Source organism: Halobacillus sp. Marseille-P3879 (assembly GCF_900240285.1).
GTDB lineage: Bacteria > Bacillota > Bacilli > Bacillales > Halobacillaceae > Halobacillus_A.
Genome location: NZ_OESS01000003.1, coordinates 869,123 through 892,488 on the forward strand (window position 1 = coordinate 869,123; position 23,366 = coordinate 892,488).

Below are 23,366 nucleotides of genomic sequence, written 5' to 3' on the forward strand. Positions count from 1 at the left end.
CCACAGGACGTGGGTGGTTTTAATCGACCAGGTGTCACCACCGAGCGCTCATCGTGGCATCAAGAGAGGTAAAACGAAAAAGAGTGATTTTCTTTGATGGATAAAAGAGAGTCACTCTTTTTTTGTACAATGAAAGGAATACATAAAAGGGAGGGATTGGATGATAGATAGACAAAACAATTATCCATGAACTTTAGGCAATTGGAGGGACTATAATTCCGTTTCCATAAAATCAGAGGAACACCAAAACCAACTAGCATTCCAGAACAGCGAATCCTTTATAGAAAGAGCAAAAGAACGATATAAAATTGAAGCGAAGAAGAGCGAGTTGAAGCATAGACACGGATATGAGACTGGCTCATCTTCGGGTCTCCGAGGCATGTGTATACAAGGAGCAATGGCGATATTCAGCCTTTAATCTAAAGCAAATGATGAAGCTCAAGGAGGAATAATAGGGGAAGTACCTTCTTAAGATCAAAAGATAGAGGCGGGTTGAACGGTTGCTTCGTTCAACCCGCCCCTATCTTTACACATCACTTGAAAACGTGAAGTTCTTCAGTGGCCTCGATTCTTATTGGGCTGTTTTTTTTGTTCTAAGGAATTATAAAATCCCAAGCTGTGGAGAAAGACACTCGACATAAGCAATTTGACCTGCAGCAGGGAAGAGCGCCTTCCTCCTGCCGTTTTGCTTATGCGTGGCGTGTCTGGCCAGCGTCTTTGTTCTTTTCACACTTCTAGGCATTCGCACATATGATGACTTGCATAAAGAGGTGGTGAAGCATGAAGAAGGAAATGAGAAAACATAACCAGGATCCGATGGCAATCGAACAAGAAGAGTGGAGAAAAAGACAGATAAAAGGACGAATGAAACAAGTACTTACAATTTCTTCACCGATTTTCATTTTACTGCTTTGGGAGTTTTTGTCTCGCACGGGTCTCGTTGATGCAAGATTTTTTCCGCCACCGACAGAGATCGTAGGCACATTCTTAACGATGGGCACAAGCGGAGAATTATTTGATCACATCGGTATTTCTTTATTTCGAATTTTTGCAGGGTTTTTGCTTGGGGTTATTCCAGCTGTCATATTAGGGCTGATAATGGGGCTTTATTCACCTGTCCGTCATTTTTTCTCGCCGTTAATTATGGCTCTAATGCCAATTCCAACCCTTGCGCTGCTTCCTATAATTTTAATTTTATTTGGAGTAGGGGAAGTTTCAAAAATTGTAACGATTGCAGGCAGTGTGTTTTTCCCTGTAATCATCAATACAGTCGCGGGGGTTGTTAACATAGATCGTATTTACCTCGATGTGGCAAAGAATTACGGGGCAGATTCGAAGAACTTTTTCTTTAAGATTGCCCTGCCAGGTTCACTTCCTGTCATGCTTGAAGGAATACAAATGGGGCAGGCGATTGCACTTTTGACCATTGTGGCAGCGGAGATGATGGGAGCTAATTCGGGAATCGGTTATTTAATATGGACTTCTTATAAAGCCTTTTTATTACAAGAGATGTATGTAGGACTCGTGCTTATCTCGTTCTTTGGCTACTTGTTCTCACTTATCTTAAGAGGATTTCAAAATAAACTGCTGCCCTGGAGGTGAACTTAAATGGCAAGTTCAAAGATTTCTATTCGACACCTCACTAAAGTTTTCTATAAAAAAGGAAACAGTGTAACGGCCTTGAAGGATATTTCGATCGATATAAAAGATGGTGAGTTTATTTGCCTGATCGGTCCGAGCGGCTGTGGAAAAACAACACTGCTTCGTATCCTTGCTGATTTAGAAATGCCGAGTATTGGTGAATTTACGATTGATCAACATAAAGAAGGCCGTCCTCTTCAATCCATGGTATTTCAGGAGCGCGGCGTTATTCCCTGGCTGACCGTTGAGGAGAATGTAGCGTTTGGATTGAAGATGCGGCATTTGCCAAAGAATTATATAAAAGAAAGAACGACTTACTATTTAGAAAAAGTAGGGCTTGATCGATTTGCAAAATTATACCCAAAAGAGTTATCAGGGGGGATGAAACAGAGGGTCAGTATTGCAAGAGCGTTTGCTAATGACCCGGAAATATTATTAATGGATGAACCATTTGCTGCGTTAGATGAGCAAAATAAATTTATTTTACAGGAAGAACTGTTGAATATATGGTCTGAAACAAAAAAAACAGTGTTGTTTATTACTCACAGTATTGACGAGGCTTTGCTGCTCAGTGATCGTATTCTGCTTATGAGTTCTCAGCCAGGTCAAATTATTGATGAAAAGGTGATTGATTTACCCCGTCCAAGAAACATGGAGCAGGTTCGTGCTGATCCTGCTATGGCAAGGCATTTTGTTGAGATATGGAAGCATCTTCATGATGAGGTGCAGGCATCACGAGTAAAAGAATAAGGGTGAGTTAATATGATTAAAAGGCAGATGGTGTGGTTTGTTCCCCTTCTTTTCTTTGTTTTCCTACTAGGGGGCTGTTCGGCCAGTCAATCTAATAAAGATGTAGAGGAAGAGGTAAGTGACAAACATCCTTCAGGCGATTTAGCGCCTTTAGATAAGAAGGCATCCGTTTTTATTGCTGAAGATGGAGCCGCTTCAGGCGCCGGGTTTTATATTGCGAAGGAAAAAGGATATTTTGAAGATTATAATATAGAGGTTGAATTCACGCAGTTTGCCAACAGCGATGATATGCTGCCCGCGTTAGCAGCCGGTGAAGTAGACATTGCCGGCGGAGTTTCCACTTCCTCCTTCTTTAATGCCATTGCCCAGGGGATCGATGTGAAGATTATTGCTGACAAAGGTCACTATATTGATGGTAATTCCTACTTCTCGTTTGTAATAAGAGAAGACTTGAAGGAAGAAATTAAAGATTACTCCGATTTAAAGGGTAAACGTATAGCCGTTTCGTCTAGAAATGCAGTAGATGATTATATTTTTCAGGAAATGCTGAAACACGCCGGGTTAACCGAGGATGACGTGGAATTTGTGCTTATGTCTGATTTCGGAAACATGCTTGCTGCTATGGGAAATGGGTCCATCGATGCCGCCCTGCAGATCGAACCTTTAATTACTCAGGGAATTGAGCAGGGACTCCACGTACGATTAGGAGATGCAACTGATTTTGCCCCGAATGCTCAGATTGCGATGGTACTGGGTTCTCCTCGCTTCATACTCGAAGAAGAGGATGTCTCGCTTCGGTTTATGGCTGCTTATTTGAAAGGGGTACGTGATTATAACGACGCGTTTGTAAACGGTGAAGGAAAAGAAGAGGTTATCGATATTATGACGAAGCATACGGCATTAAAGGATCATGAAATCTGGGAAAAGGTTTCGATTACAGGATTGAATCCAAATGGCGAAATGTTTATCGATGACATTAAGAATCAGTATGAAATGTATGAACGAAATGGAGCTACACGAGGAGAATTTGATTTTGATAAATCCATTGAAACGTCAGTGACAGAAAAGGCAGTGGATATTATCGGGGAGTATGAAACTAAATAAGAGTGTAAGAGGCAGTTAGCAGTCTACAGCGATAGCTTCTTACAATGTGTAATTGCGATGTTCAGACAGGTAGAATTGTAACTGAACATCATTTTTTTTATAAAAAGAGACAAGCTATAGAGTGAGAACATAAAGATTGGAGGGTGACAGATGGGAAAGAAAGCGAAAAATAAAAGTAAAGAAGATTTAAACGCGTTAAAACGAGAAAAAGGTGATAAGAAGCTGCATGATGCCAATACACCGACAAAATAATAGAAGGAAAGAGGATCCGTTTCATGCGGATCCTTTTTATTAGGGAAGGAAGCAGTCATACACAAGCTACAGAGTTTTTTACACTCAACAAAAAAGAAACTATCCATATTAAGATAGTTTCTTTTGAGAAAAGTTTATTTATTATATTCAATCGGAGACCCTGGGCCAAGGTTTGGCTCAAATGGCAAGAAATCCAGATATCCAATGGACATCCAAAGGATTAAGAAAATTGTCCAGGAAATCAAGAAAACAATTGAATAAGGGAACATGACTGAGATAAGTGTACCGATTCCCATTTTCTTATCATACTTCTGTGCGAAAGCAATGATAATCGCAAAGTACGTCATTAACGGAGTGATGATATTTGTGGCTGAATCCGCAATACGATAAGCCATTTGGGTTAGTTCAGGAGAATAACCAAGCTGCATCATAATCGGCACGAATACGGGAGCCATCATCGCCCATTTTGCAGAAGCACTTCCGATAAACAAGTTAATAAATCCGGCCACCAGAATGAACATAATAATTAGAGGTATTCCTGAGAGGTTAATGGATTCTAAAAATTGAGCTCCAAACACCCCAAGAACAAGTCCCATATTAGATTCCGTAAAGTAAGCAACAAATTGACCAGCTGTAAAGGCAAGAACTATAAACATCCCCATAGATGCCATCGTGTCTGAAAGCTGATTGGCTACATCTTTATCATTCTTAATATTCTTTGTCACTTTTCCATAAACAAGGCCTGGAATAAAGAATAGCAGAGCAATGATTGGAACGAGTGAGCTCATGAAAGGCGACTGGACAATTGAACCATCTTCTCCACGCATAATTCCATTTGGAGGAACGATGAGTAAAGCTGTAGCAATAAGACCTACCAATAATGCGATACCAGCTGCAATTAAACCTTTCTTCTCCAAAGCATCAAGACCGTTTAAGTCTTCAGTATGTTCTCCAGTATATTTGCCTAAGCGCGGTTCTACAATTCTTTCGGTCACCCAGGCACCTACAAAAGTGAGTAGGAATGTGGAGGCAATAATGAAATAATAGTTCATCGCAATGTTCATACCTTCAGCATAGGCAGGGTCGACAACGGACGCAGCGTCAATCGTTAATTCCCCAAGCATAGGATCCGTGGCTGATAAGAATAAGTTTGCACTAAAACCTGCAGATACGCCGGCAAATGCAGCAGCTAAACCTGCAAGCGGGTGTCTTCCAAGTGCGGCAAAAATAACAGCACCCAGAGGAGGAAGGACGACGTAGCCTGCGTCGGAAGCAACGCTCGACATAATACCTGCAAACACTAAGCCAAGAGTAACCAGTTTCTTAGGTACTGATAAAACAAAGCCGCGTAAACAAGCGCTGATCAGGCCGGTTCTTTCTGCAAGGCCAATCCCAAGCATCGTTGCGAGCACAACACCAAGCGGAGCAAATCCAATGAAGTTATCGACCATACTTTCAAAGATGTATTGAATCCCTTCCGCATTTAATAAGTTTGTGACTTCTACCATTTCGCCCTCTTCGCCTGGATGTTCTACACTTATCCCTGTTGCAGAAACAATGGCAGATAAGGCAAGTACAGCAAGGGCAAGAATAGCAAATAACGTTACAGGGTGAGGAAGCTTATTTCCTAAGTACTCAACCCCGTCTAGAAAACGCTGGAACAATCCTTTTCGATGATTTTCCATGTTTTCACCATCTCCTTTCTCTTCAGAAAAATAATTTAAGTTTTATATAATTTTCTGAAAATTTCATATAAAATAGTTTAAAAATCGCAAATATTATTATATTAGATGTTGTGAAAATTTAAATAGATTTAATAAAAGAGTAAAAAATGAAAAGATTTTGTCATCTTATAAAGAAGTTTGTCATTCGTTGATATGACTGAGGTCGAAAAGGGGACCTTTTAATGATTTAGATTGGTAAAATGAGTATTTTGATGGATAAGAAGATTCAGGTCCGAAGAAATTTTTGGGAAAAAATGAGATTAGTTGTATTATGTGTTATATTTTTTACAAGGAAAGAAGAAGAAAAGCTGGGGATTTATTATGTATGTAAACAGCTGAAAAAAATAGAATTGATAAATCGAGGCTTGACGAATTAATGAGAGAAAAAAGTTAGAATCATTATGCAAAGGAGCTGTTTCATACATATGGACCCAATACTTATAGATTTTCCACACGAATTTTACACAGACCGATTACATATTCGACTTCCGTTGCCGGGTGATGGGAAGAAAGTCTATCAATCTATACAGGCTTCCCTTTCTGAAATCAAGCCGTGGCTTCCGTTTGCCCAGCATCCACAGACAGAAGAAGAGACTGAGGTTAACGTAAGGAACGCTCATATACATTTTCTAAAAAGAGAGGACCTTCGAATGCTCGGTTTTCATAAAGAAACAGGAGAACTCGTTTGTTCGACAGGACTTCATCGAATGGATTGGGAGGTTCCAAAGTTTGAAATCGGCTACTGGGTGGATTCAAGATATAGTGGAAAAGGCTACATTACTGAAGCTGTGGATGGGTTAACTGAATTTGCTTTTCGTGAGTTGAAAGCAAAGCGGATAGAAATTCGGTGTGATCTTTTCAACGATAAAAGCCGGGCCATTCCAGAAAAATTGGGTTATGAGCTCGAAGGTGTGTTGAAAAACGATGACCTTTCTGTAGATGGGCTTGAGGTAAGGGATACATGCATTTATGCAAAGATAAGAAGGGGTCAAAGTTGATAAGATTGATAGTAGAGTTGTTGAGGATCGTCCTTATATTTGGCATTCTTGGAAGTTTTGCATGGTCCTTGGTTAGTAATTTGTATACTTGGAATGACCGTGTATTCCAATTTCAATGGCTGGCAGCTCTTGGCATTTATGTCCTGTTGTTTATTTTCTATCGTAACAAGTGGCAGTTCACCGGTTGGTATAGAGGCAGAGGAAGGGAAATGCTTCCCCGGAATGTCACTGTTTGGCTTTCAGTTGTCTCTGCTGTTTTAATGGCAGCTCCATTTCTGCTGAGTTTATTTCTTAGCTGATCAAAGAATAAAGAATAGCAGGTTCAGACCATCCTTTTCTGTCGCTAATAGCAAGGGGAGTTGAACATAAGTAACGCAGTGATGTCAAAAAACGGACATTCATATAAACGCAGATGATTAGCGTAGTTAAAATGCGAAGACTCCTGTGGGAACAGCACGAGTCGAAGCGTTTTGACGGAGCGATGGTGTAAATTCTCTTTAACATAAATAATCCGAACTGATTTCTACAAAATCATTCGGATTATTTATGTTTATTCAGTTTTGTCCCAGCCTCTTGTTAATTCCAACTATGCGTCCGTTATAATTCTCTTATTCAGAAACTCTCTTTTCGGTCTTGTTAATGATGGAAGTACCAACCAGATCTCCAGTTACATTTAATGCTGTAGCTCCCATCCCCACGAGCACGTCAACAGCAGTTAATAAGGCTACAGCTTCCATTGGGAGTCCCACTTGAGCAAAGACAGTGGCGATCATTATAATCCCGGCTCCCGGCACACCGGCCGTACCTACAGAAGCGAGAGTACCAACGATGACAACCTGCAGTACAGCAGCAAAACTCAATGGTTCGTTTATAACATTAGCTGCGAATACAGCGGATACAGCGATTCGGATCGCCGCTCCATCCATATTAATGGTGGCTCCTAACGGCAGACTAAATCCATACAAGCTTTTCTTTAATCCTAAATTATGGGCTGCATTTAGTGTCAGTGGCAGAGTACCTGAACTGCTCTGGGTAACAAAGGCTGTAACCATGGGCGTACGGGCTTCTTTAAAAAATGATAATGGTTCTACTTTACTGAAGTATAATATAACTATATAAATCGCAAGCTGTACCAAAATGGCAATATAAAGAACACCAATAAACTTACCAAGCTCCGTTAAAGTATTCATCCCCTGGCTGCCTACCACATTGGCAACAATGGCAAAGATGCCAATCGGAACATATTGCAGAATTCCTTTCATCACAGTAAGCGTCGCTTCATTTAAAGCATCAACACCCTGGAAGAGTTTTTCCCCGGCTTTATGATAGTCTATTGTAGAACGCAGATATGATATGGCTATCCCGAAAGCAAGAGCTGTAAAAATAATTCCCAGTAAATTTAGTTCTGAAAAGGCAGTAATTATATTATCCGGAACGATACTCATCAGTACTTCAATTACGCCTGGGTTATCTGGTGTGTCAAAGCTTTCGTCTCCACTTAACGACGCCCCCGTACCAGGGTTAAACAGACTGGCTATCGCTACTCCGACTAGAATAGCTAAAGCAGAGGTCGCTAAATAATATAGAAATACTTTTCCTCCCATACGTCCCAGACTTCCTATATTTGTTTGATTGACTCCAACAATTAAAGTGAAAAGAATAAGAGGAAGAATAATAAATTGTAATAAACGAAGTAATAAATCACCCAAAGGCTGTAGAACTTCTGCACCATCTCCAAATACCAATCCGACAATGATACCAAGTCCAAGCGCAGCCGTTATCTTTTTGATTAAAGACACATCGGAATAGGCTTTCAGAAATTTCTTCATTTCAATGCCTCCTTTTACTTTATAATCCTTATCGTTTTACTCCGAATTTGAATTTATCACTCTACACGATTACCAGATCCTTGTCAATTGTATGCTCTTTTCTACAAATGTTCCCGATTTGCAAGTTATTAGACATATTAGCTGGGGTGACATTTTATATGACTTTTATCGGCGTGGTATAGTACGATAAAGATAATAAAGAAAGGGGTGGCCGGCTATGTATGAAGGTTTACATCATGTATCGATCATTGTAACGGATATTGAACGAGCGAAGCATTTTTATGGAGAAATTCTAGGGTTTGAAGAAAGTAAAGAAAGACCCGATTTTGGTTTTCCAGGTGCATGGTATCAGGTGGGTACGACTCAAATTCACTTAATTGTCCATGAAGAGGGCGGTACGCTGCGGGGAACCACAGAAATTGATAGTCGTGACGGGCATTTTGCTGTCAGAGCAGAGGACATAGACAAAGTCATTGAGAATCTGGAAAAGCACAATGTAGAATTTGTCAATAAGCCGCATAATAAAACAGAGTGGCACCAGGTGTTTATCAGTGACCCGGATGGTAATTTGATTGAATTTAATAAATAAAGCTCTCGAGTTCCCCAAAAAGGAGGAATGACCTTGGATGCATTTATTCGAAGTGATCAATTTAATTTCATAAAAAGTCAGACCTACCACTTAATCAACGGACATTCTACTGTAAACGATACGGGAGTCATACAGGCGCTTAAATCTGTTTCTAAAGAAAAAGTACTTGCTGTATTTAAAGAACTATCCGATTCTCAATCAGAAATGGTGAAGCAGGTGACAGAGATTAAGGATCAGGCAGATGCCGTCCTTGTTCTTTCACAGCTGAAACACTATGTCATTCCATTTCCGGAGATACCCGAAAACAGGATGAAGGAATTATTCCCAAAAGTGAAAAAACTGAAAATTCCTGTTCTTAAAGATATTGACCGACGTGACCTTTCTTATCTTGGCTGGGATGATATGAGCGCGCATAGGAAGTTTATCATATTTCCAGAAGCCGGGCGTTTATCAGGGGTGGCCGGCGATTTTATGAAATCTAATACCAAAGGGATCTGTTCCATCTGCAATGAATATGAAAAGGTAGGAATGTTTACTACTACGATTAAAGATTCCGAACAGCATACTATTAAACGAGGCAATTATATTTGTCAGGACAGCATGACATGTAATCAAAAGATGACTTCATTGGATCCTTTGGAAGAGTTTATGAATCGGTTAAGAGCTTAACTTTTCACGCACATTCTTTTGTCACTCCATTCTTACAGGCATAAGATAAAGCAGAACCTATAAAAGAAGGGGATCTAATGAGTGCTTTTTACGAAAATGGCAGGGATGGAAACAACAATCTCAAGAATGAATTTTATCAAAACAATTTTGCCGATCTACTCCAATTTTTCGGGCAATGGCTGGTAACAGCAGGGGATGCTATTACCCTTGCAGGCCAATCCATCGCATTAGCCCAGGCAAAACAAGAGGAACTTCTCGACCAGCAAGAAGAAGAACAGGAGAAAAGTGAGCAGCAGAAAATGCAGCGGCAAATAGAGGAGCTCCAAAATCAAATAAAGCAGTTACAGGAACAGTACGATAGGGAACCTTCCCGCCAGCGGTATTAATTCCTGGTTTATATATTTTTACAGACAGGTAAAGGCTTTCCGAAATGGAAAAGCCTTTTTACGTAGAATAAAAAATTTCATCGGGCTAAAAAATCCCCAATTTTTTGAAAGACAGTCTCTCGAATATGAGGGAATCCGTTAATTAATTCATGAGGTCCTTCATCCACAAGAACAATAGAAGCATTTGGAAACCTTTTATTAATAAAGGAGACGTTGTATTCCCATGCTACTGTATCATCTTTGTTCCCCTGGATGACAAGTATTTCCTCCCCGAGTGGAGGATAGCATGGAATTGATTTGTTCCAGTCCATCAACGCTTTAAGCCAGCTTAAGGGGATGGCTTTTGGTTGAAGGGGGTCCTTTTTTAGAAAAGCAACGTATTCTTTACTCAACGCTCTTTTTTTAATTTGTCTTCTCACTTTTTTAATAAAAGGGATCAGCTTCACAAGCCTGTAGGCTATATTTGTTAAATGCCAGTGATTTGAACGGACAAGCGGGGCAAGTAAAATAATTTTATCAAAGGGATGAGTACGGTGTTTTAATAAATAATCAATTATAATGGCTCCGCCTGTACTGTGACCGATGACGAAAAATGGATCAGGCATTTCTGCTTTTACCTTTTCCATCAGCTTCTCCAAAGTGGTCACATAATCGGCAAAGCATGATATGGAAGCGCGCTCTCCATTTGATAATCCGTGCCCCTGCAGGTCATAACTGATTACTCGGTATTGAAGATCTGTTAAATGTTTAATGATTTTATTTAAATGCCCCACATGATTAAGGTATCCGTGCAAAAGGAAAACCGTTGCTTTCGTTTGTTCAGGTGTGAAAATTTGGACGGAAATTTCCGTTTCGTGAATTACGAGTTTTCCTAAGTTGAACTCTACCTCTTTAAAATCGAGACCGTAAAATTTTAAGTAAGCTGCAATCTCATCATTTATTTCGATGGGATGATCAAAATCCAACTCATGTCCCAGGTTTGTTAAATTATTTATAATCTTATCTATACTCATGTGAGCAACTCCTACTCAGTGTGTATTTCTATTATTAACGAACATCGAAGAACTATTTCTTCATTAGTAAATTGTTTCGAAGAGGGAAACGTAAAGGAAATTATGAAGAAATGGGGCAGCTGACGATGATTTATGACTGTATAATTATAGGCGGAGGAGTTGCAGGTCTGCAGGCTTCTATCCAGCTTGGAAGATATATGAGAAAAGTGGCAGTAATTGATGCAGAGGAAGGGCGGTCCACTCTTTGTCAAAAATATAACAACATCCTTGGGTTTCCGCACGGTGTCAGCGGGCATACATTACGTCAAGCTGGTGAAGAGCATGCCAGGCGGCTTGGGGTGCATTTTTACAATGATGCCGTCCGTCATCTACATAAAAATGGAGCCACGTTCGAAGCTTGCGGCCAGCTCAATATTAAAGGAAGAAAGGTATTATTGGCAACAGGAGTAAAAGACCATATTCCAACTATTAAAGGTGTGGAACCCTGCCTGGGTCTTTCCATTTATGTATGTCCAGATTGTGACGGATATGAAATCAAAGGTAAAAAAACAGTAGTCATGGGGTCAGGAGATACAGGGGCTGCGCTTGCTGTAATTCTGACATACTGGAGCTCCAGGATTACATTTATCAACCATGATCAAAAACCGCTATCTAAGAAAATGCTGGAGAAATTACAGGCCAGCCAGGTCGCCCTTAAAGAAACAGAGATCTGTGAAGTTAAAGAAGAAAATGGACAAATTCAAGCTGTAGAAACTGTGGAAGACGGTATAATAGAAGCTGAGAAGGCTTTCGTAGCTTTTGGCGGGAATATCGTCCGCTCAGATCTGGCGGCCCAGCTGGGAGCGCAAGTAAGAGAAAATAAACATTTAATTGTAGACCCTCAAACGAAAATGACCACTGTAGAAGGGCTTTGGGCGGCCGGGGACGCTGTAGCCCATTCGGAATTAGTGACAGCAGCAATGGGGGAAGCCTCAATCGCTGCATTATGGGTTCATAAATCCTTGTTAAAAGAAGAGTAATACTTCAGTTCGAAGGGAGAATGAGAAATGAAACAACAATTAATGAGAGTGGGGACCACGTACCTTCCAGTGAATAACGTAGAAAAATCTGCTCACTGGTATAGTGATAAATTAGGGGCGCATTTGACTTATATGGATGAACATAAAGCCATTGTGAATATGGCCGGTCAAAGTTTTTTTCTCGTTAAAGCAAAACAAGGAGAGACGTCTAATTTTACAGATGTTAATGGCAGACGTTGTTTTGCTATTACATTTGAAGTAGAAGGAGAAGAGTCATTACTAAAAATTCGTCAGCAATTTATTAATAACAGAGTTCAAGTAGGCGAAGTTGAAGACCGTGGGCATGCGGGACGCAATTTTGTATTCTACGATTTAAATGGCAATCAGTTTGATGTTTGGAGTGAATTAAGCAACAATGGCTGATAACCAAAAGAAGCTGCCTTTATATACACAAATAAAAAATAAGATGGTTAGAAATATCAAGGAAGGAAAGTGGAATGAGGGAGAAACGATTCCTTCTGAAAGCCAGCTGATGGAATACTATAACGTGAGCCGTACAACGATTAGACAGGCCGTTCGCGAGCTTGTTCAGGCAGGAATTCTAGAAACACGAAGAGGCGCTCCTACCAAAGTACGGCTGCGTCCGAAAGTCGATATGAATAATCCTGGAATTATCCATCATGAACAAGGTCATAACTTGACGGTAAAGGTTCTTCGAGCTGAGGATACTAACCGTCACTACTTTGCTGCGCGGCAGCTAAAGCGTCCTGACGAGGAAGAATTATTCTCCTTAGATAGACTGCGCTTTGCTGATGATCGACCGATAGCTATACAACAAATGTATTTACCAGCGGAGATCGGAGAAAAGATAAAAGATACAACAGGTACAGATTTTGATCTTTTTCCTCACCTCGGTCGTTTCAATATTCATTATACGACGATTAAAGAAAATGTATCCGCATGTAATGCGACGCGTTACGAAGCTGATTTATTAGGAATTTCACCAGGGGAAGCATTAATTGTTATCGAACGGGTAACATTTGGGCTCGACTATCTCCCAATGGAATACAGCAGAACAAAATATCTTCCTGCCTCTTTTCAATACAAAATTGAAATAGGAAACTAACTTGCTTTACCTTATTGTAACAAGTTTTCACTTATAGTAACATGTTATACATGTACGATATTAACAAGGGGGAACGATTATGAGCAAGTTACAAAGTATCCGCCACGATAAAACACAGATCGACCTTGTACGTATGCGTCAGTACAGGTTAGGAAGAGTGAGAGAGCAATTGAAGAGACTAGGATATGGCGGCATTGTTATTTTTGATCCTGTTAATCTTCGGTATGCAACAGGCAGCAGGAACATGCAAGTATTTATGCTGCGTAATCCAGCACGGTATGCCTTTATTCCTGTAGAGGGACCGGTTACGTTGTTTGATTTCCCAAACTGCGAACATTTGTCAGATGGGATCGAAACTATAGATGAAGTCCGGCCGGCAATTACATTGTCCTACGTAGCTTCTGGTGATCATTTGTATGACAATGCCAAGCAATGGGCACGGGAAATAGAGGATCTGATGAAACAGCTTGCAGGAAACAATAAGAAGCTGGCGGTTGACTACATTCCTTCGGTAGGTGCGGTCGAGTTGGCAAAACTGGGAATAGAAGTAATGGACGGTCAGGAACCGATTGAGCATGCCCGCAGCATTAAAAATAAACAGGAGCTCGAAGCGATGAAAATATCTGTCCGTACGGCGGAAGAAGGTATGATTCGCATGCAGGAAGCCTTAGAACCTGGAATTACTGAAAATGAGCTTTGGTCCTATCTTCATCAAACCAACATTGCTCAAGGAGGCGACTATGTAGAAACAAGGCTTTTAAGCTCAGGAACCAGGACAAATCCATGGTTTCAAGAGTGTAGTGACAAAGTCATTAATGAAGGGGAATTAGTAGCTTTTGACACTGACATGAATGGACCATTCGGTTATTTTACTGACATAAGCCGTACATTTTATTGTGGAATGAGCGAGCCTTCAGATGAACAGAAAAGGTTATATCAAACAGCCTTTGAACAAGTTCAATATAATATTGAACTTTTGCAACCTGGAATGACATTTAGAGAATATGCAGAGAAAAGCTGGAAGATTCCTGAAGAGTTCTTTCCTAACCGTTATTTTACAGTAGCGCACGGAACAGGGCTTAGTGGTGAGTATCCATATATTGTGTATCCCCAGGATTTCGAAGAAAAAGGATATGATGGGGTGATTGAGGAAAATATGGTGCTTTCTGTAGAAAGTTATATAGGTTCCCCTGGTGGCAGTGAAGGAGTAAAGCTTGAGGAGCAGCTTCTTGTTACTAAAGACGGAGTCGAGAACTTTTCTGATTTTCCTTTTGAACCAAGACTTCTTAAATAGAAAAAGAGAGCTGTTAAGAATTCCTTAGACTGTCGTAACTTTCACGACAGTCTTATTAGTTTTTTAACCAGAGAGTTTAGGTTGGTACCTAAATTCAAGCTCAAGCTGCCTTTGAGTGTTAGGTGTATGAGTACCCCGTTCACGACCCTCTATTCATTGTGTTGTAATTTTCCGATAATTAAGTATAATTCTAATCACCAGAGGATTAGACAAAGGAGAATTACATATGAACAAAACGGAAAGTCTTTATGAAGAACTAAGAAACTCACTTAAAGAACATCAGGTATCCAGGAATGAAACATTACGTGAACAACATAGTCATGATGAATCCTACCATAAACCGAGTCCGCCTGATCTAGTAACTTTTCCTGAAAGCAGCCATGACGTAGAAATTATTGTGAAGATTGCAAACGCTTACGAAGTTCCTGTGACACCTTATGGTCTTGGGACAAGCCTTGAGGGGCACGTCATCCCCTATCATCAAGGAATAACGATTGATTTCTCAGAGATGAATCAAGTACTTGAAGTCCGGGAAAGCGACTTTCTCGTTAAAGTGCAGCCCGGTGTAACCCGATCTCAGTTAAATAAGGAGCTTAAAAAATATGGGCTGTTTTTTTCGGTTGACCCGGGAGCCGATGCAACTCTTGGCGGTATGGCAGCGACAAACGCGAGTGGGACTACATCGGTAAAATATGGAGTAATGAGGGATCAAGTGCGTGATTTAGAAGTGGTGCTTGCTGATGGGAACGTAATTCATACCGGAAACCTTGCCCAAAAGTCGGCATCGGGTTATAACTTAAACAGTCTGTTTGTAGGATCAGAGGGTACGCTCGGATGTATCACTGAATTAACCTTAAAGGTATACGGCATTCCTGAACATATTGTCGCAGCACGAGCTTCTTTTCCTACCGTAGATGATGCAGTCAAAGCGGTGGTATCCGTCTTGCAGGCGGGGGTACCTATTGCCAGAGTAGAACTTGTGGATGAGCCTTCTATGAAGCAGGCTAATATTTTCAGCGACACCAGGTACAAGGAACAGCCCACGTTATTTTTAGAGTTTCACGGAAATGAGCCCGGTTTAAAACATGATGTTACATTTACAAAGGAAATTGTAGAAGACCATAATTGTGAAGAGATTTATTTTGAAGAAGACAATGCAGCGAGAAATCGGTTATGGGAAGCAAGACACAATTTAGCCTATGCCTACATTCATGGAAACCCAGGCAAAAAGCTAATGGTGACTGATGTCTGTGTTCCTATTTCAGAGCTCGCAGGAGCAATCAAGCATGCAAGAGAAGCAATCGATCATCTGAACCTTGATGGAGGGATCCTTGGACACGTAGGTGACGGGAACTATCATATTCTCCTCATGCTGAATATGGATGATTCAGAAGAAGTTAACAAAGCAGAACAGTTGAATGAACGAATAGTAGGATATGCTTTAGAAAGGGGAGGCACTTGCACTGGCGAGCATGGAGTAGGTGTAGGTAAGATGAAATATCAGCAAAAAGAACATGGACACGCCCTCGAGGTTATGAAAAATATAAAAAAAGCACTGGATCCTGATGGACGGCTGAATCCGTATAAGCTCGTTCACAACAGGGAGGAGAACTGATGAGAATATTAGAAGCGATTAGTAAGACAGCGGGTAAGTACTTCGCGTTCTGGGTAGTGGGGATTGCCGTTATCGCTTATTTCATTCCTGATCCCTTTTTGTTTTTAAACAATTACATTACGCTTCTTCTAGGGGTCGTAATGTTTGGGATGGGGTTAACGTTAAAACCGGTGGACTTTAAGTTAGTGGCGAGTAAGCCTGTCCCTGTCATTATAGGGGTAATGGCTCAGTTTCTAATTATGCCTTTAGTAGCGTTGGTAATCGCTTATATCTTACAGCTGCCAAGTGAATTAGCTGCAGGGTTAGTATTGTTAGGAGCTGTGCCGGGCGGGACAGCTTCAAACGTTATGGTTTACCTGGCTCGTGGCAACCTTGCTTTATCTATCGCTATGACTTCATTGTCAACCTTGCTGGCTCCGATTGCCACTCCGCTTATTTTATTGGCATTAGCCGGACAATGGCTGCCGGTGGATCCTATGGCCATGTTCTTATCAATCGTACAGGTAATTATTATTCCCATATCCTTAGGAGTCGTGATTCGAAGAATTTTTCCAAAAGCGGTTAACAAAAGCAGTACTGTGGTGCCTCTCATCTCAGTATTGGCGATTATTATTATCGTTTCAGCTGTTGTCGCAGCGAATGTTCAAAGTATTGCTACATCCGGTCTCATTATTTTCTCGGCAGTAATGATGCATAACTTAATGGGTCTGCTTCTAGGTTATGCTACTGCTATGTTCATGAAACTGGATGAAAGTAAGAGACGAGCCATATCTATTGAAGTAGGTATGCAAAATTCCGGACTGGGTGTAGCACTCGCTACAGCTCATTTCGGTCCTCTTGCTGCTCTTCCAAGTGTGATCGCAGCCGTAGGGCATAACATTTCCGGGCCGATTCTTGCTACTTACTGGTCGAAAAAACCAGTAGAAACGAATGAAGAGGCGCCAGTAAACCCAGTTAAAGAAAGAGTACAACAGACAGGAAGTAATTGAAACCTTTATTAATGGCCGCTTTGATCGAGGAAGATATTGCCGGTGTTAAAGTGTCCAAGGAAGTTAATGATAATGAGGACCTCTAAAAAAAGGAGTTATATTAGATGTTCTCACATATGAAGGAATTACAATATAATGCTAAACCCACTCAGCCTGATCCTGTTTATGCCAAAAAGCTTCAAGAAGTGCTAGGCGGCCAATATGGTGAAATGAGTGTAATGATGCAGTACCTTTTTCAGGGATGGAATTGCAGGGCTGATAATAAATATAAAGATATGATCCTGGATATTGGAACAGAAGAAATCGCGCATGTTGAGATGCTGGCAACTATGATTGCTCAGTTACTTGATGGAGCACCTGCTCATGATCAGGAGGAAGGCGCTAAAGATCCTGCAGTTGAAGCTGTGTTAGGAGGAATGAACCCGCAGCACGCTATTGTAAATGGGCTAGGAGCACAGCCGAATGACAGTGCCGGATATCCATGGAATGCACGCTATACGATTGCGAGCGGAAACCTGCTCGCTGACTTTCGCGCCAATTTAAACGCAGAAACCCAGGGAAGACTTCAAGTAGTACGTTTGTACGAAATGACAACGGATCCTGGAGTCAGAGACATGCTGTCCTTCCTTATTGCAAGGGATAAAATGCACCAGAACCAGTGGATGGCCGCTATTGAAGAACTAGAGCAGGCAGAAGGAGCTGTTGTACCAAGTACATTCAGCCCGGAACATGAAAAACAAGACGTTGCTTATGCTTTTATGAACTTTTCACAAGGAGAAGAAAGCAGCCAGGGAAGCTGGGCAAATGGTCCATCCTTTGATGGCAAGGGGACGTTTAAATACATTCAAAACCCTTCAGCGACCGGTCAAATTCCTGAGTTGCAGCCGGCACCGCCTTACATGCACGGAACTCCGCCTGCACATCCAGGTTTACTGCAAGGCAATGAAGGCATCCAGCCTCCTCATTAAAATAAAAAAAGCAAACTCTGGCTGCAGAGTTTGCTTTTTTCAAAATTTAAGGAAATATGTAAAATATTGTCCATATCCCACAAAAAAAGACGGTGTCCCGTCAGTAGTTTTCGTGAATTTAGTAACTAATAACCAATACTAATTTATCAATTTTCAGAAAAATGGAAATTATTACACGTATTATAACGAACGTATGTTATACTCAAATCGCAGGACCTGTATCAGAATGAGTTAAACCTCTAAGAGGGAGGTGATAGCTGTGACTCCGTTTGAAGCAATAAGCGTAATGCTAAGCTTTGGGATGCTGATAGCGGTTCTAATACACAATAAACAGTAGAAATAATCTAACTCATTCTGAACTCTTCCAAGGTGTTGGGGCACCTTGGTTTTTTTATTTTCATAACAATTATATGCTAATTTCTACATGATATCAAGTAAACGAAGACCCATATCTAAAATACATTGACTTATCCTGACGTTGAAACAAGATTTTGATTGACTGTTTATACTATGATATTAATGTTTGTGGATAGAACTGAATTAAGAAATATTTTTTATAACCTGAGTTAATGGGGGGAGTAATAGTGAAAGAAGTTATTGTTTCATGGAGTGGTGGGAAGGACAGCGCTTATGCTCTTTCCCAGCTGCTGGAAAGTAAGGACTACAAAGTAAAAGGTTTATTATCAACAACTTCGGAGGATACAGGACGATTACCGGTTCACGAAGTTAATAGGGATCTTCTCAGAGCTCAGGCAGAATCGCTTGACCTCGCTTTATTTGAGGTCCAGCTCCCTGCGGAAGCGGATAACATCACGTATGAGCAAGCTCTTTCCGGACAATTTAATAAGTTTAAAAGTGTCGGAATCGATACAATTGCTTATGCTGATTTGTATCTGGAAGACATTAAACATTTCCGTGACAGCCTCCTGCAGCGTTTAGGCATGAACGCTATATACCCATTATGGAAAAAAGACACTATGGCTGCTGCAGTCGGATTTTTGGAGGCAGGGTTTCAAGCTGTCGTCACTACTATAGATTCTCAGAAGCTTCCCGATAAGCTGACAGGGGAAATATTTTCGAAGGATTTTGTACAATCGCTGCCAGGCAATGTGGATCCGTGCGGAGAAAATGGCGAATTCCATACATTTGTATTTGACGGACCCATTTTTAATCACAAAATCGAGTTTGAAACCGGAAACCACTTTAAAACCATGAACGGCCGATTCATCCATTGTGAGCTAAAGTGAAGAATGGATATTGATGTGTGTACCGGGTACAGGCAGGGGATTTTTGTGTACCCGGTACACAGGGTTAATTTTGTGAACCTGCTCCCATCTAAACTAAGAGACAGTTGATATATGGCGCGTTGAGTAGTGATTTGTAAGGGGAAAAATAAAGTGAAAAGATGAAGGGAAAAAGATAAAATTAGGAAGAAATAGCGATGAAAAATTGATTTTAATGGTGATTTTGGTACCAGGTACAGAAAAGTGGCAGAGGTGTACCTGGTACCACTCTTTTCATTTTGTGTACCTGGTACAAAAATAGGTGCGAAAATTGAATTTTACTTGTCCTTTAGCTTACATTTCTTCTTTTATTCCTTTGTTTACTAATATCCAATTGGCTGGGTAACTTGTAATAAATCCAAAGATCATAGCTAACTGCATCATAAACCAGTAGGTAGCTTCGTTAGGTTTAGGGGGCTCTTGAAACAGCCAGAAATGGACAATGGCCATCCACCCAAACATGCCAATTTCAAAAGCAATTAAAGAAAGGGAGTCTGCTTTAATTGCTGCTTTAATTGAGCCGGCGATCCCTTGTTCTTCAGCCATGGGATAGATAGCATAAAACTGGAAGATAATACCGAATATATACGCTAATATGAATTCAACTACATAGTGGGCAAAAAGAACGGAGCCAGCGATCGTCATTGCAGTTAAAGCTACAATAGGCACGCCAATTATATCCCCGAGGGTGCAACCTGAGGAACAGTGGCTGGTGGAAACAAAGACTTTTGCATGTTTTCCTCGAGTATCTTCTTTCTGGGAATCGTTCGTTTTTAACTTCCCCCATTTAAAGTAAGTGTAGAGGGCAAATGGTCCAAAAAACCATCCATTTATGGGCCAAACCACATTCATGATTTTCATCATCTGCGGGTGTCTGTAAACGTCTGCTGTGATTATCAAGGAACAGATTATACCGATACTTAAAGCTGTCCAAGAAACTATCGTAAGCAAGGTATCACCTCGATTTATCTTCTTTATTGGTAAGATTTTGTTGCGACTTATATTCTTCTTTGTAATGATTTCGAGCTCTAAAATCGTGGACTAATCGAATAGTTGGTCGAATAATAAATTGAATACTGGCCAGCACAAAAAGGGTAACGCCCCAGTTTTTCAGGGATTCAAAATAGAAAAAGCAGCTTCCTATTAAGAACCAAAGCCCCATTAAAAAGTCATTAATTGTATATAAGACGTCGTACACATTCTTATAGAAGCGGGAGTGTTTGTTCATTTGTTGACCTACATACTGGTCTCTTTTAACCTCGTCTCTATCCCAATTTGATCTGGCAGTATGAGATTGTGCCATTGTTAAACCCCTCCTCTTCTCATCACTCCATACTTAATCTCTAACCTTTTTACACTTTTATAAAACATGCATAGAAAGCTGAAGTGTACCCCTTACAGAACAGAGATAAAGGTGTACCCGGTACACAAATAGTAATCAGCTGTACCTGGTACCGAGAAAAAAAAGAATTAAACTTGCTTTTTTTCTTCATACTATGGATGGGTAGAAGGGAGGGTTGGTAATGGGTAAGGATCGGCAGGAGAAGAAGTTGAAGGAGTCTGGAAGAGTTGAATCCGACCGTGATCAGAGCCTGGGCTATCCTGGAGCAACAAAGATGGAAGGTCCGGAAGAAGCACGTAAACGAAGATAATCCAAATGCGTGCCGCTGTATATAGAAGCGGCACGCATTTTTTAATGAACATCGCGTATAGGACAAACTTGGCACAGGAAAGGCTAAGGTTTAAGGAGGGATTTCTGATGATGGATACTTTCGAAGCCTTATCTTTAATGATTAACTTCAGCATGTTAGTGATTGTCCTATTGAAATTCCATGACCGCGATCATGAATAACCAAACTAAAACTTTACGTCTTGCAGCTTTTTAATTTGGTTCTTGTGAAAAGGAGAATCAGGATGTTCTATAACCGCACTTAACGTGTTTCCATCCGGATCTGTAAAATCAAACTTCTTCATGAACCCAAGGTCTTCTATCTCTGTCGTTTCCACGTTGTGATTCCTTAACTTTCGCTGTGCTTCTTTAATATCATCGACGCTGAAATTGAAGTACACATTTTTCTTGTCATCTGTAATATTAAACTCCGAGGGCTGTTTCTTTTCTACTTTGATCAAAGCTAAGGTCATATCACCTGCAGGGAACACATATCCTGCACCTTCACTCCATTCATCTACTTGAATCAGTCCCAGATGACGTTCGTACCAATCTTTAGCCTTCTCTAAATCTGTGACCGGCACAAATACTCCATTTAATTGATACATTTAACCACTCCTTTTTTACACTATTCTCTCTTTAGGTTTAAGACTCCTTTAATTTCATAAAAAAAAGCCTCTCCAGCGATGTAGAGAGGCTTTTTAGAATATAAATAATTTTATTGTTCCTGTTCCTCAACGAGTGGATAAACACCGTTTTCGTCATGAGTTTCCGCACCTGTAATTGGTGGGTTGAAGACGCAAACCATGCGCATGTCCGTATTAGCACGAAGGAGGTGCTCATCGTTTTCGTCAAGTGCATAAATTTCGTTTGCTTTAATCGGCCAAACCTTACCGTCTTTTAATGTTTCTACTTCTCCATCGCCCTCGATGCAGTAAACGGCCTCCAGGTGATTTTGGTACCAGATGTGTGTTTCAGTGCCTGCTTTAATCGTTGTGTCATGGACAGAGTAACCCATTCCGTCTTTTTTAAGGAGTAGACGGCGAGAGGTCCAGTTTTCACCTTTAACTTCATTTTCAGTTCCTAGTACATCTTCTAATTTAACGACTTTCATTTTTTGAGCCTCCAGTTCCTGTTGTATGGTTTAATAGTGGATTAAGAAGTAACTAAATCTTTCTCTTTGGCAATAGATTTAACTGCTTCTTCAATTATTTCAAAGCCTTTATTAAGGGCTTCTTCATCAATATTGATTGGCGGGAACAGCTTAAATACTTCATCATCTGCACCAGCTGTTTCCATAATCAGTCCTTGTTCAAATGCACGGGCGGCCACTTTTTCAGAGAATCCTTCTACATTTGAAGAGATTCCTTGCATAATGCCGCGGCCTTTGCGGTATCCATCCATTTCAGGATACTTTTCTACAAGACCTTCAAGGAAAGAAGTGATTTTCTCTGCTTTTTCCTGAATGCCTTTTTCAAAGCTTGGATCATCCCAGTAGTTCAGAGCTTCTGTGGCTGTAACAAACGCCATGTTATTTCCGCGGAAAGTTCCATTATGCTCACCTGGTGCCCAGACATCATGCTCTGGTTTAATGAGAGTAATGGCAAATGGAAGTCCATATCCGCCGATAGATTTGGATAGACACACAACGTCTGGTTTAATTCCTGCTGGTTCAAAACTAAAGAACGTGCCTGTACGTCCAACACCAGCCTGCACATCATCTATTATTAGGAAAATGTCCCAACGATTACAAATCGTTTCAAGCTTCTTCAGCCATTCTGGACTTGCAGTATTTAGACCGCCTTCACCTTGAACCGTTTCAAGGATAACAGCTGCCGGGATTTCAACACCGCTTCCGCCATCTTCTAAATAACGCTCTAAATAATCCAGCGAATCTGAGTTTTCGTCAATATAGTTGTCATAAGGCATGGTTACGGTATTGTGAAGCGGGATACCGGCACCTTTACGTTTAAAGGAGTTCCCGGTTACTGATAATGCTCCAATAGTCATTCCGTGAAAACCATTCGTGAAGCTGATCACTTCTGTACGACCTGTTACTTTACGTGCAAGCTTGAGAGCACTTTCTACCGTGTTTGTGCCAGTCGGTCCTGGGAACATGACTTTATAGTCAAGATCTCGAGGTTTCAAAATAACATCATTTAATTTTGTTAGAAAATCTTTTTTTGCAGTTGAAGCCATGTCTAAGCTGTGGGTGATTCCATCATCCGTAATATATTCAATCAGCTTTTTCTTCATGTTTGGATCGTTATGCCCGTAGTTTAGTGCTCCAGCTCCACTAAAGAAATCTAAATATTCTTTTCCGTCTACGTCCCACATTTTATAACCTTGTGCTTTTGTGAAAATCGTAGGGAAGCTGCGGCAATACGAGCGTACCTCTGATTCCAATTGTTCGAATACGGTTAGATCGTTTTTCATTTTCTAAAATCC

Annotated in this window: 27 protein-coding genes and 1 pseudogene; 20 read left to right on the forward strand and 8 right to left on the reverse strand. The window is 40.7% G+C overall.

What is annotated here, in order from left to right; all coding sequences use genetic code 11:
- Nucleotides 1-217 precede the first annotated feature (217 nt).
- The 4 genes and pseudogenes from C1A12_RS21460 to C1A12_RS18630 all read left to right on the forward strand — a co-directional run.
- Nucleotides 218-452, forward strand: a pseudogene (locus C1A12_RS21460) (transposase); the annotation flags it as partial.
- 328 nt (nt 453-780) lie between these two features.
- Entirely contained in the window at nt 781-1,602 is an 822-nt protein-coding gene (locus C1A12_RS18620) for an ABC transporter permease (protein WP_235001662.1), read from the forward strand.
- A gap of 6 nt (nt 1,603-1,608) precedes the next feature.
- Nucleotides 1,609-2,391: an ABC transporter ATP-binding protein gene (locus tag C1A12_RS18625; protein WP_101846321.1), complete on the forward strand. Its 783-nt coding sequence runs from the start codon at nt 1,609-1,611 to the stop codon at nt 2,389-2,391.
- Nucleotides 2,392-2,403: 12 nt separating this feature from the next.
- The gene (locus C1A12_RS18630) at nt 2,404-3,495 is read left to right on the forward strand and encodes an ABC transporter substrate-binding protein (RefSeq protein ID WP_235001663.1); all 1,092 of its coding nucleotides are present in this window, start codon (nt 2,404-2,406) and stop codon (nt 3,493-3,495) included.
- Nucleotides 3,496-3,881: 386 nt separating this feature from the next.
- On the opposite strand, the gene C1A12_RS18635 is transcribed toward C1A12_RS18630, so the two are convergent.
- Nucleotides 3,882-5,432 (reverse strand): AbgT family transporter, encoded by a 1,551-nt coding sequence (locus C1A12_RS18635; RefSeq protein WP_101846323.1) that lies wholly within the window; start codon nt 5,430-5,432, stop codon nt 3,882-3,884.
- Between the two features lie 464 nt (nt 5,433-5,896).
- Between C1A12_RS18635 and C1A12_RS18640 the strand changes: the two genes are divergently transcribed.
- Together C1A12_RS18640 and C1A12_RS18645 are read left to right on the forward strand one after the other, a co-directional pair.
- Nucleotides 5,897-6,469: a GNAT family N-acetyltransferase gene (locus C1A12_RS18640; RefSeq protein WP_101846325.1), complete on the forward strand. Its 573-nt coding sequence runs from the start codon at nt 5,897-5,899 to the stop codon at nt 6,467-6,469.
- A complete protein-coding gene (locus C1A12_RS18645) occupies nt 6,466-6,768 on the forward strand; it encodes a hypothetical protein (RefSeq protein WP_235001664.1) in 303 nt (100 codons plus the stop codon). Before C1A12_RS18640 ends, C1A12_RS18645 begins: the two co-directional genes overlap by 4 nt.
- A 309-nt stretch (nt 6,769-7,077) precedes the next feature.
- Here the strand turns inward: C1A12_RS18645 and C1A12_RS18650 are convergent, their stop codons facing one another.
- Nucleotides 7,078-8,298: a dicarboxylate/amino acid:cation symporter gene (locus C1A12_RS18650; protein WP_101846327.1), complete on the reverse strand. Its 1,221-nt coding sequence runs from the start codon at nt 8,296-8,298 to the stop codon at nt 7,078-7,080.
- A 217-nt stretch (nt 8,299-8,515) separates the two neighbouring features.
- On the opposite strand from C1A12_RS18650, the gene C1A12_RS18655 reads away from it, so the two are divergent.
- From C1A12_RS18655 to C1A12_RS18665, 3 genes are all read left to right on the forward strand, one after another.
- The gene (locus C1A12_RS18655) at nt 8,516-8,887 is read left to right on the forward strand and encodes a VOC family protein (protein ID WP_101846329.1); all 372 of its coding nucleotides are present in this window, start codon (nt 8,516-8,518) and stop codon (nt 8,885-8,887) included.
- A 33-nt stretch (nt 8,888-8,920) separates the two neighbouring features.
- Complete coding sequence (locus C1A12_RS18660; protein ID WP_101846330.1) at nt 8,921-9,556, forward strand: FusB/FusC family EF-G-binding protein; 636 nt, start codon at nt 8,921-8,923, stop codon at nt 9,554-9,556.
- Between the two features lie 77 nt (nt 9,557-9,633).
- Complete coding sequence (locus C1A12_RS18665; RefSeq protein ID WP_101846332.1) at nt 9,634-9,942, forward strand: hypothetical protein; 309 nt, start codon at nt 9,634-9,636, stop codon at nt 9,940-9,942.
- A 77-nt stretch (nt 9,943-10,019) separates the two neighbouring features.
- On the opposite strand, the gene C1A12_RS18670 is transcribed toward C1A12_RS18665, so the two are convergent.
- The gene (locus tag C1A12_RS18670) at nt 10,020-10,955 is read right to left on the reverse strand and encodes an alpha/beta hydrolase (protein WP_101846334.1); all 936 of its coding nucleotides are present in this window, start codon (nt 10,953-10,955) and stop codon (nt 10,020-10,022) included.
- A gap of 110 nt (nt 10,956-11,065) precedes the next feature.
- On the opposite strand from C1A12_RS18670, the gene C1A12_RS18675 reads away from it, so the two are divergent.
- The 9 genes from C1A12_RS18675 (at nt 11,066) to C1A12_RS18710 (ending at nt 19,213) form a co-directional block, all read left to right on the forward strand.
- Entirely contained in the window at nt 11,066-11,974 is a 909-nt protein-coding gene (locus C1A12_RS18675; RefSeq protein WP_235001665.1) for an NAD(P)/FAD-dependent oxidoreductase, read from the forward strand.
- 27 nt (nt 11,975-12,001) lie between these two features.
- The gene (locus tag C1A12_RS18680) at nt 12,002-12,397 is read left to right on the forward strand and encodes a VOC family protein (RefSeq protein ID WP_101846337.1); all 396 of its coding nucleotides are present in this window, start codon (nt 12,002-12,004) and stop codon (nt 12,395-12,397) included.
- Complete coding sequence (locus tag C1A12_RS18685; RefSeq protein WP_101846339.1) at nt 12,390-13,100, forward strand: GntR family transcriptional regulator; 711 nt, start codon at nt 12,390-12,392, stop codon at nt 13,098-13,100. The genes C1A12_RS18680 and C1A12_RS18685 overlap by 8 nt, the downstream gene beginning before the upstream one ends.
- A gap of 79 nt (nt 13,101-13,179) precedes the next feature.
- Nucleotides 13,180-14,394 carry a Xaa-Pro peptidase family protein gene (locus tag C1A12_RS18690; RefSeq protein WP_235001666.1) on the forward strand — a complete coding sequence of 405 codons (1,215 nt, stop codon included), beginning with the start codon at nt 13,180-13,182 and terminating at the stop codon, nt 14,392-14,394.
- Nucleotides 14,395-14,620: 226 nt separating this feature from the next.
- Nucleotides 14,621-16,009, forward strand: a complete 1,389-nt coding sequence (locus C1A12_RS18695; protein WP_101846341.1) for an FAD-binding oxidoreductase — start codon at nt 14,621-14,623, stop codon at nt 16,007-16,009.
- Nucleotides 16,009-16,998, forward strand: a complete 990-nt coding sequence (locus C1A12_RS18700; protein ID WP_101846343.1) for a bile acid:sodium symporter family protein — start codon at nt 16,009-16,011, stop codon at nt 16,996-16,998. Before C1A12_RS18695 ends, C1A12_RS18700 begins: the two co-directional genes overlap by 1 nt.
- Nucleotides 16,999-17,102: 104 nt before the next feature.
- Nucleotides 17,103-17,966 (forward strand): manganese catalase family protein, encoded by an 864-nt coding sequence (locus C1A12_RS18705; RefSeq protein WP_101846345.1) that lies wholly within the window; start codon nt 17,103-17,105, stop codon nt 17,964-17,966.
- Nucleotides 17,967-18,225: 259 nt separating this feature from the next.
- Nucleotides 18,226-18,303 carry a putative holin-like toxin gene (locus C1A12_RS21720; protein WP_371925972.1) on the forward strand — a complete coding sequence of 26 codons (78 nt, stop codon included), beginning with the start codon at nt 18,226-18,228 and terminating at the stop codon, nt 18,301-18,303.
- Nucleotides 18,304-18,550: 247 nt separating this feature from the next.
- The gene (locus tag C1A12_RS18710; RefSeq protein WP_159462230.1) at nt 18,551-19,213 is read left to right on the forward strand and encodes a diphthine--ammonia ligase; all 663 of its coding nucleotides are present in this window, start codon (nt 18,551-18,553) and stop codon (nt 19,211-19,213) included.
- 330 nt (nt 19,214-19,543) lie between these two features.
- Here the strand turns inward: C1A12_RS18710 and C1A12_RS18715 are convergent, their stop codons facing one another.
- Both C1A12_RS18715 and C1A12_RS18720 read right to left on the reverse strand, forming a co-directional pair.
- Nucleotides 19,544-20,101 carry a DUF4396 domain-containing protein gene (locus tag C1A12_RS18715; RefSeq protein ID WP_235001667.1) on the reverse strand — a complete coding sequence of 186 codons (558 nt, stop codon included), beginning with the start codon at nt 20,099-20,101 and terminating at the stop codon, nt 19,544-19,546.
- A gap of 103 nt (nt 20,102-20,204) precedes the next feature.
- Nucleotides 20,205-20,552, reverse strand: a complete 348-nt coding sequence (locus C1A12_RS18720; protein ID WP_101846351.1) for a YrhK family protein — start codon at nt 20,550-20,552, stop codon at nt 20,205-20,207.
- 220 nt (nt 20,553-20,772) lie between these two features.
- Here C1A12_RS18720 and C1A12_RS18725 point away from each other — a divergent pair, with 220 nt between their 5' ends.
- Nucleotides 20,773-20,901, forward strand: a complete 129-nt coding sequence (locus C1A12_RS18725) for a YpzI family protein (RefSeq protein WP_101846353.1) — start codon at nt 20,773-20,775, stop codon at nt 20,899-20,901.
- A 107-nt stretch (nt 20,902-21,008) separates the two neighbouring features.
- On the forward strand, nt 21,009-21,101 hold the full coding sequence (locus tag C1A12_RS21465; protein WP_235001668.1) for a putative holin-like toxin: 93 nt from the start codon (nt 21,009-21,011) through the stop codon (nt 21,099-21,101).
- A 5-nt stretch (nt 21,102-21,106) separates the two neighbouring features.
- Here C1A12_RS21465 and C1A12_RS18730 read toward each other — a convergent pair whose 3' ends face one another.
- The 3 genes from C1A12_RS18730 to ectB form a co-directional block, all read right to left on the reverse strand.
- Nucleotides 21,107-21,526, reverse strand: a complete 420-nt coding sequence (locus C1A12_RS18730; RefSeq protein ID WP_101846355.1) for a VOC family protein — start codon at nt 21,524-21,526, stop codon at nt 21,107-21,109.
- Nucleotides 21,527-21,636: 110 nt separating this feature from the next.
- The gene (locus C1A12_RS18735) at nt 21,637-22,032 is read right to left on the reverse strand and encodes an ectoine synthase (RefSeq protein WP_101846357.1); all 396 of its coding nucleotides are present in this window, start codon (nt 22,030-22,032) and stop codon (nt 21,637-21,639) included.
- A 41-nt stretch (nt 22,033-22,073) separates the two neighbouring features.
- Nucleotides 22,074-23,354, reverse strand: a complete 1,281-nt coding sequence (gene ectB, locus C1A12_RS18740; protein ID WP_101846359.1) for a diaminobutyrate--2-oxoglutarate transaminase — start codon at nt 23,352-23,354, stop codon at nt 22,074-22,076.
- Nucleotides 23,355-23,366 lie beyond the last annotated feature (12 nt).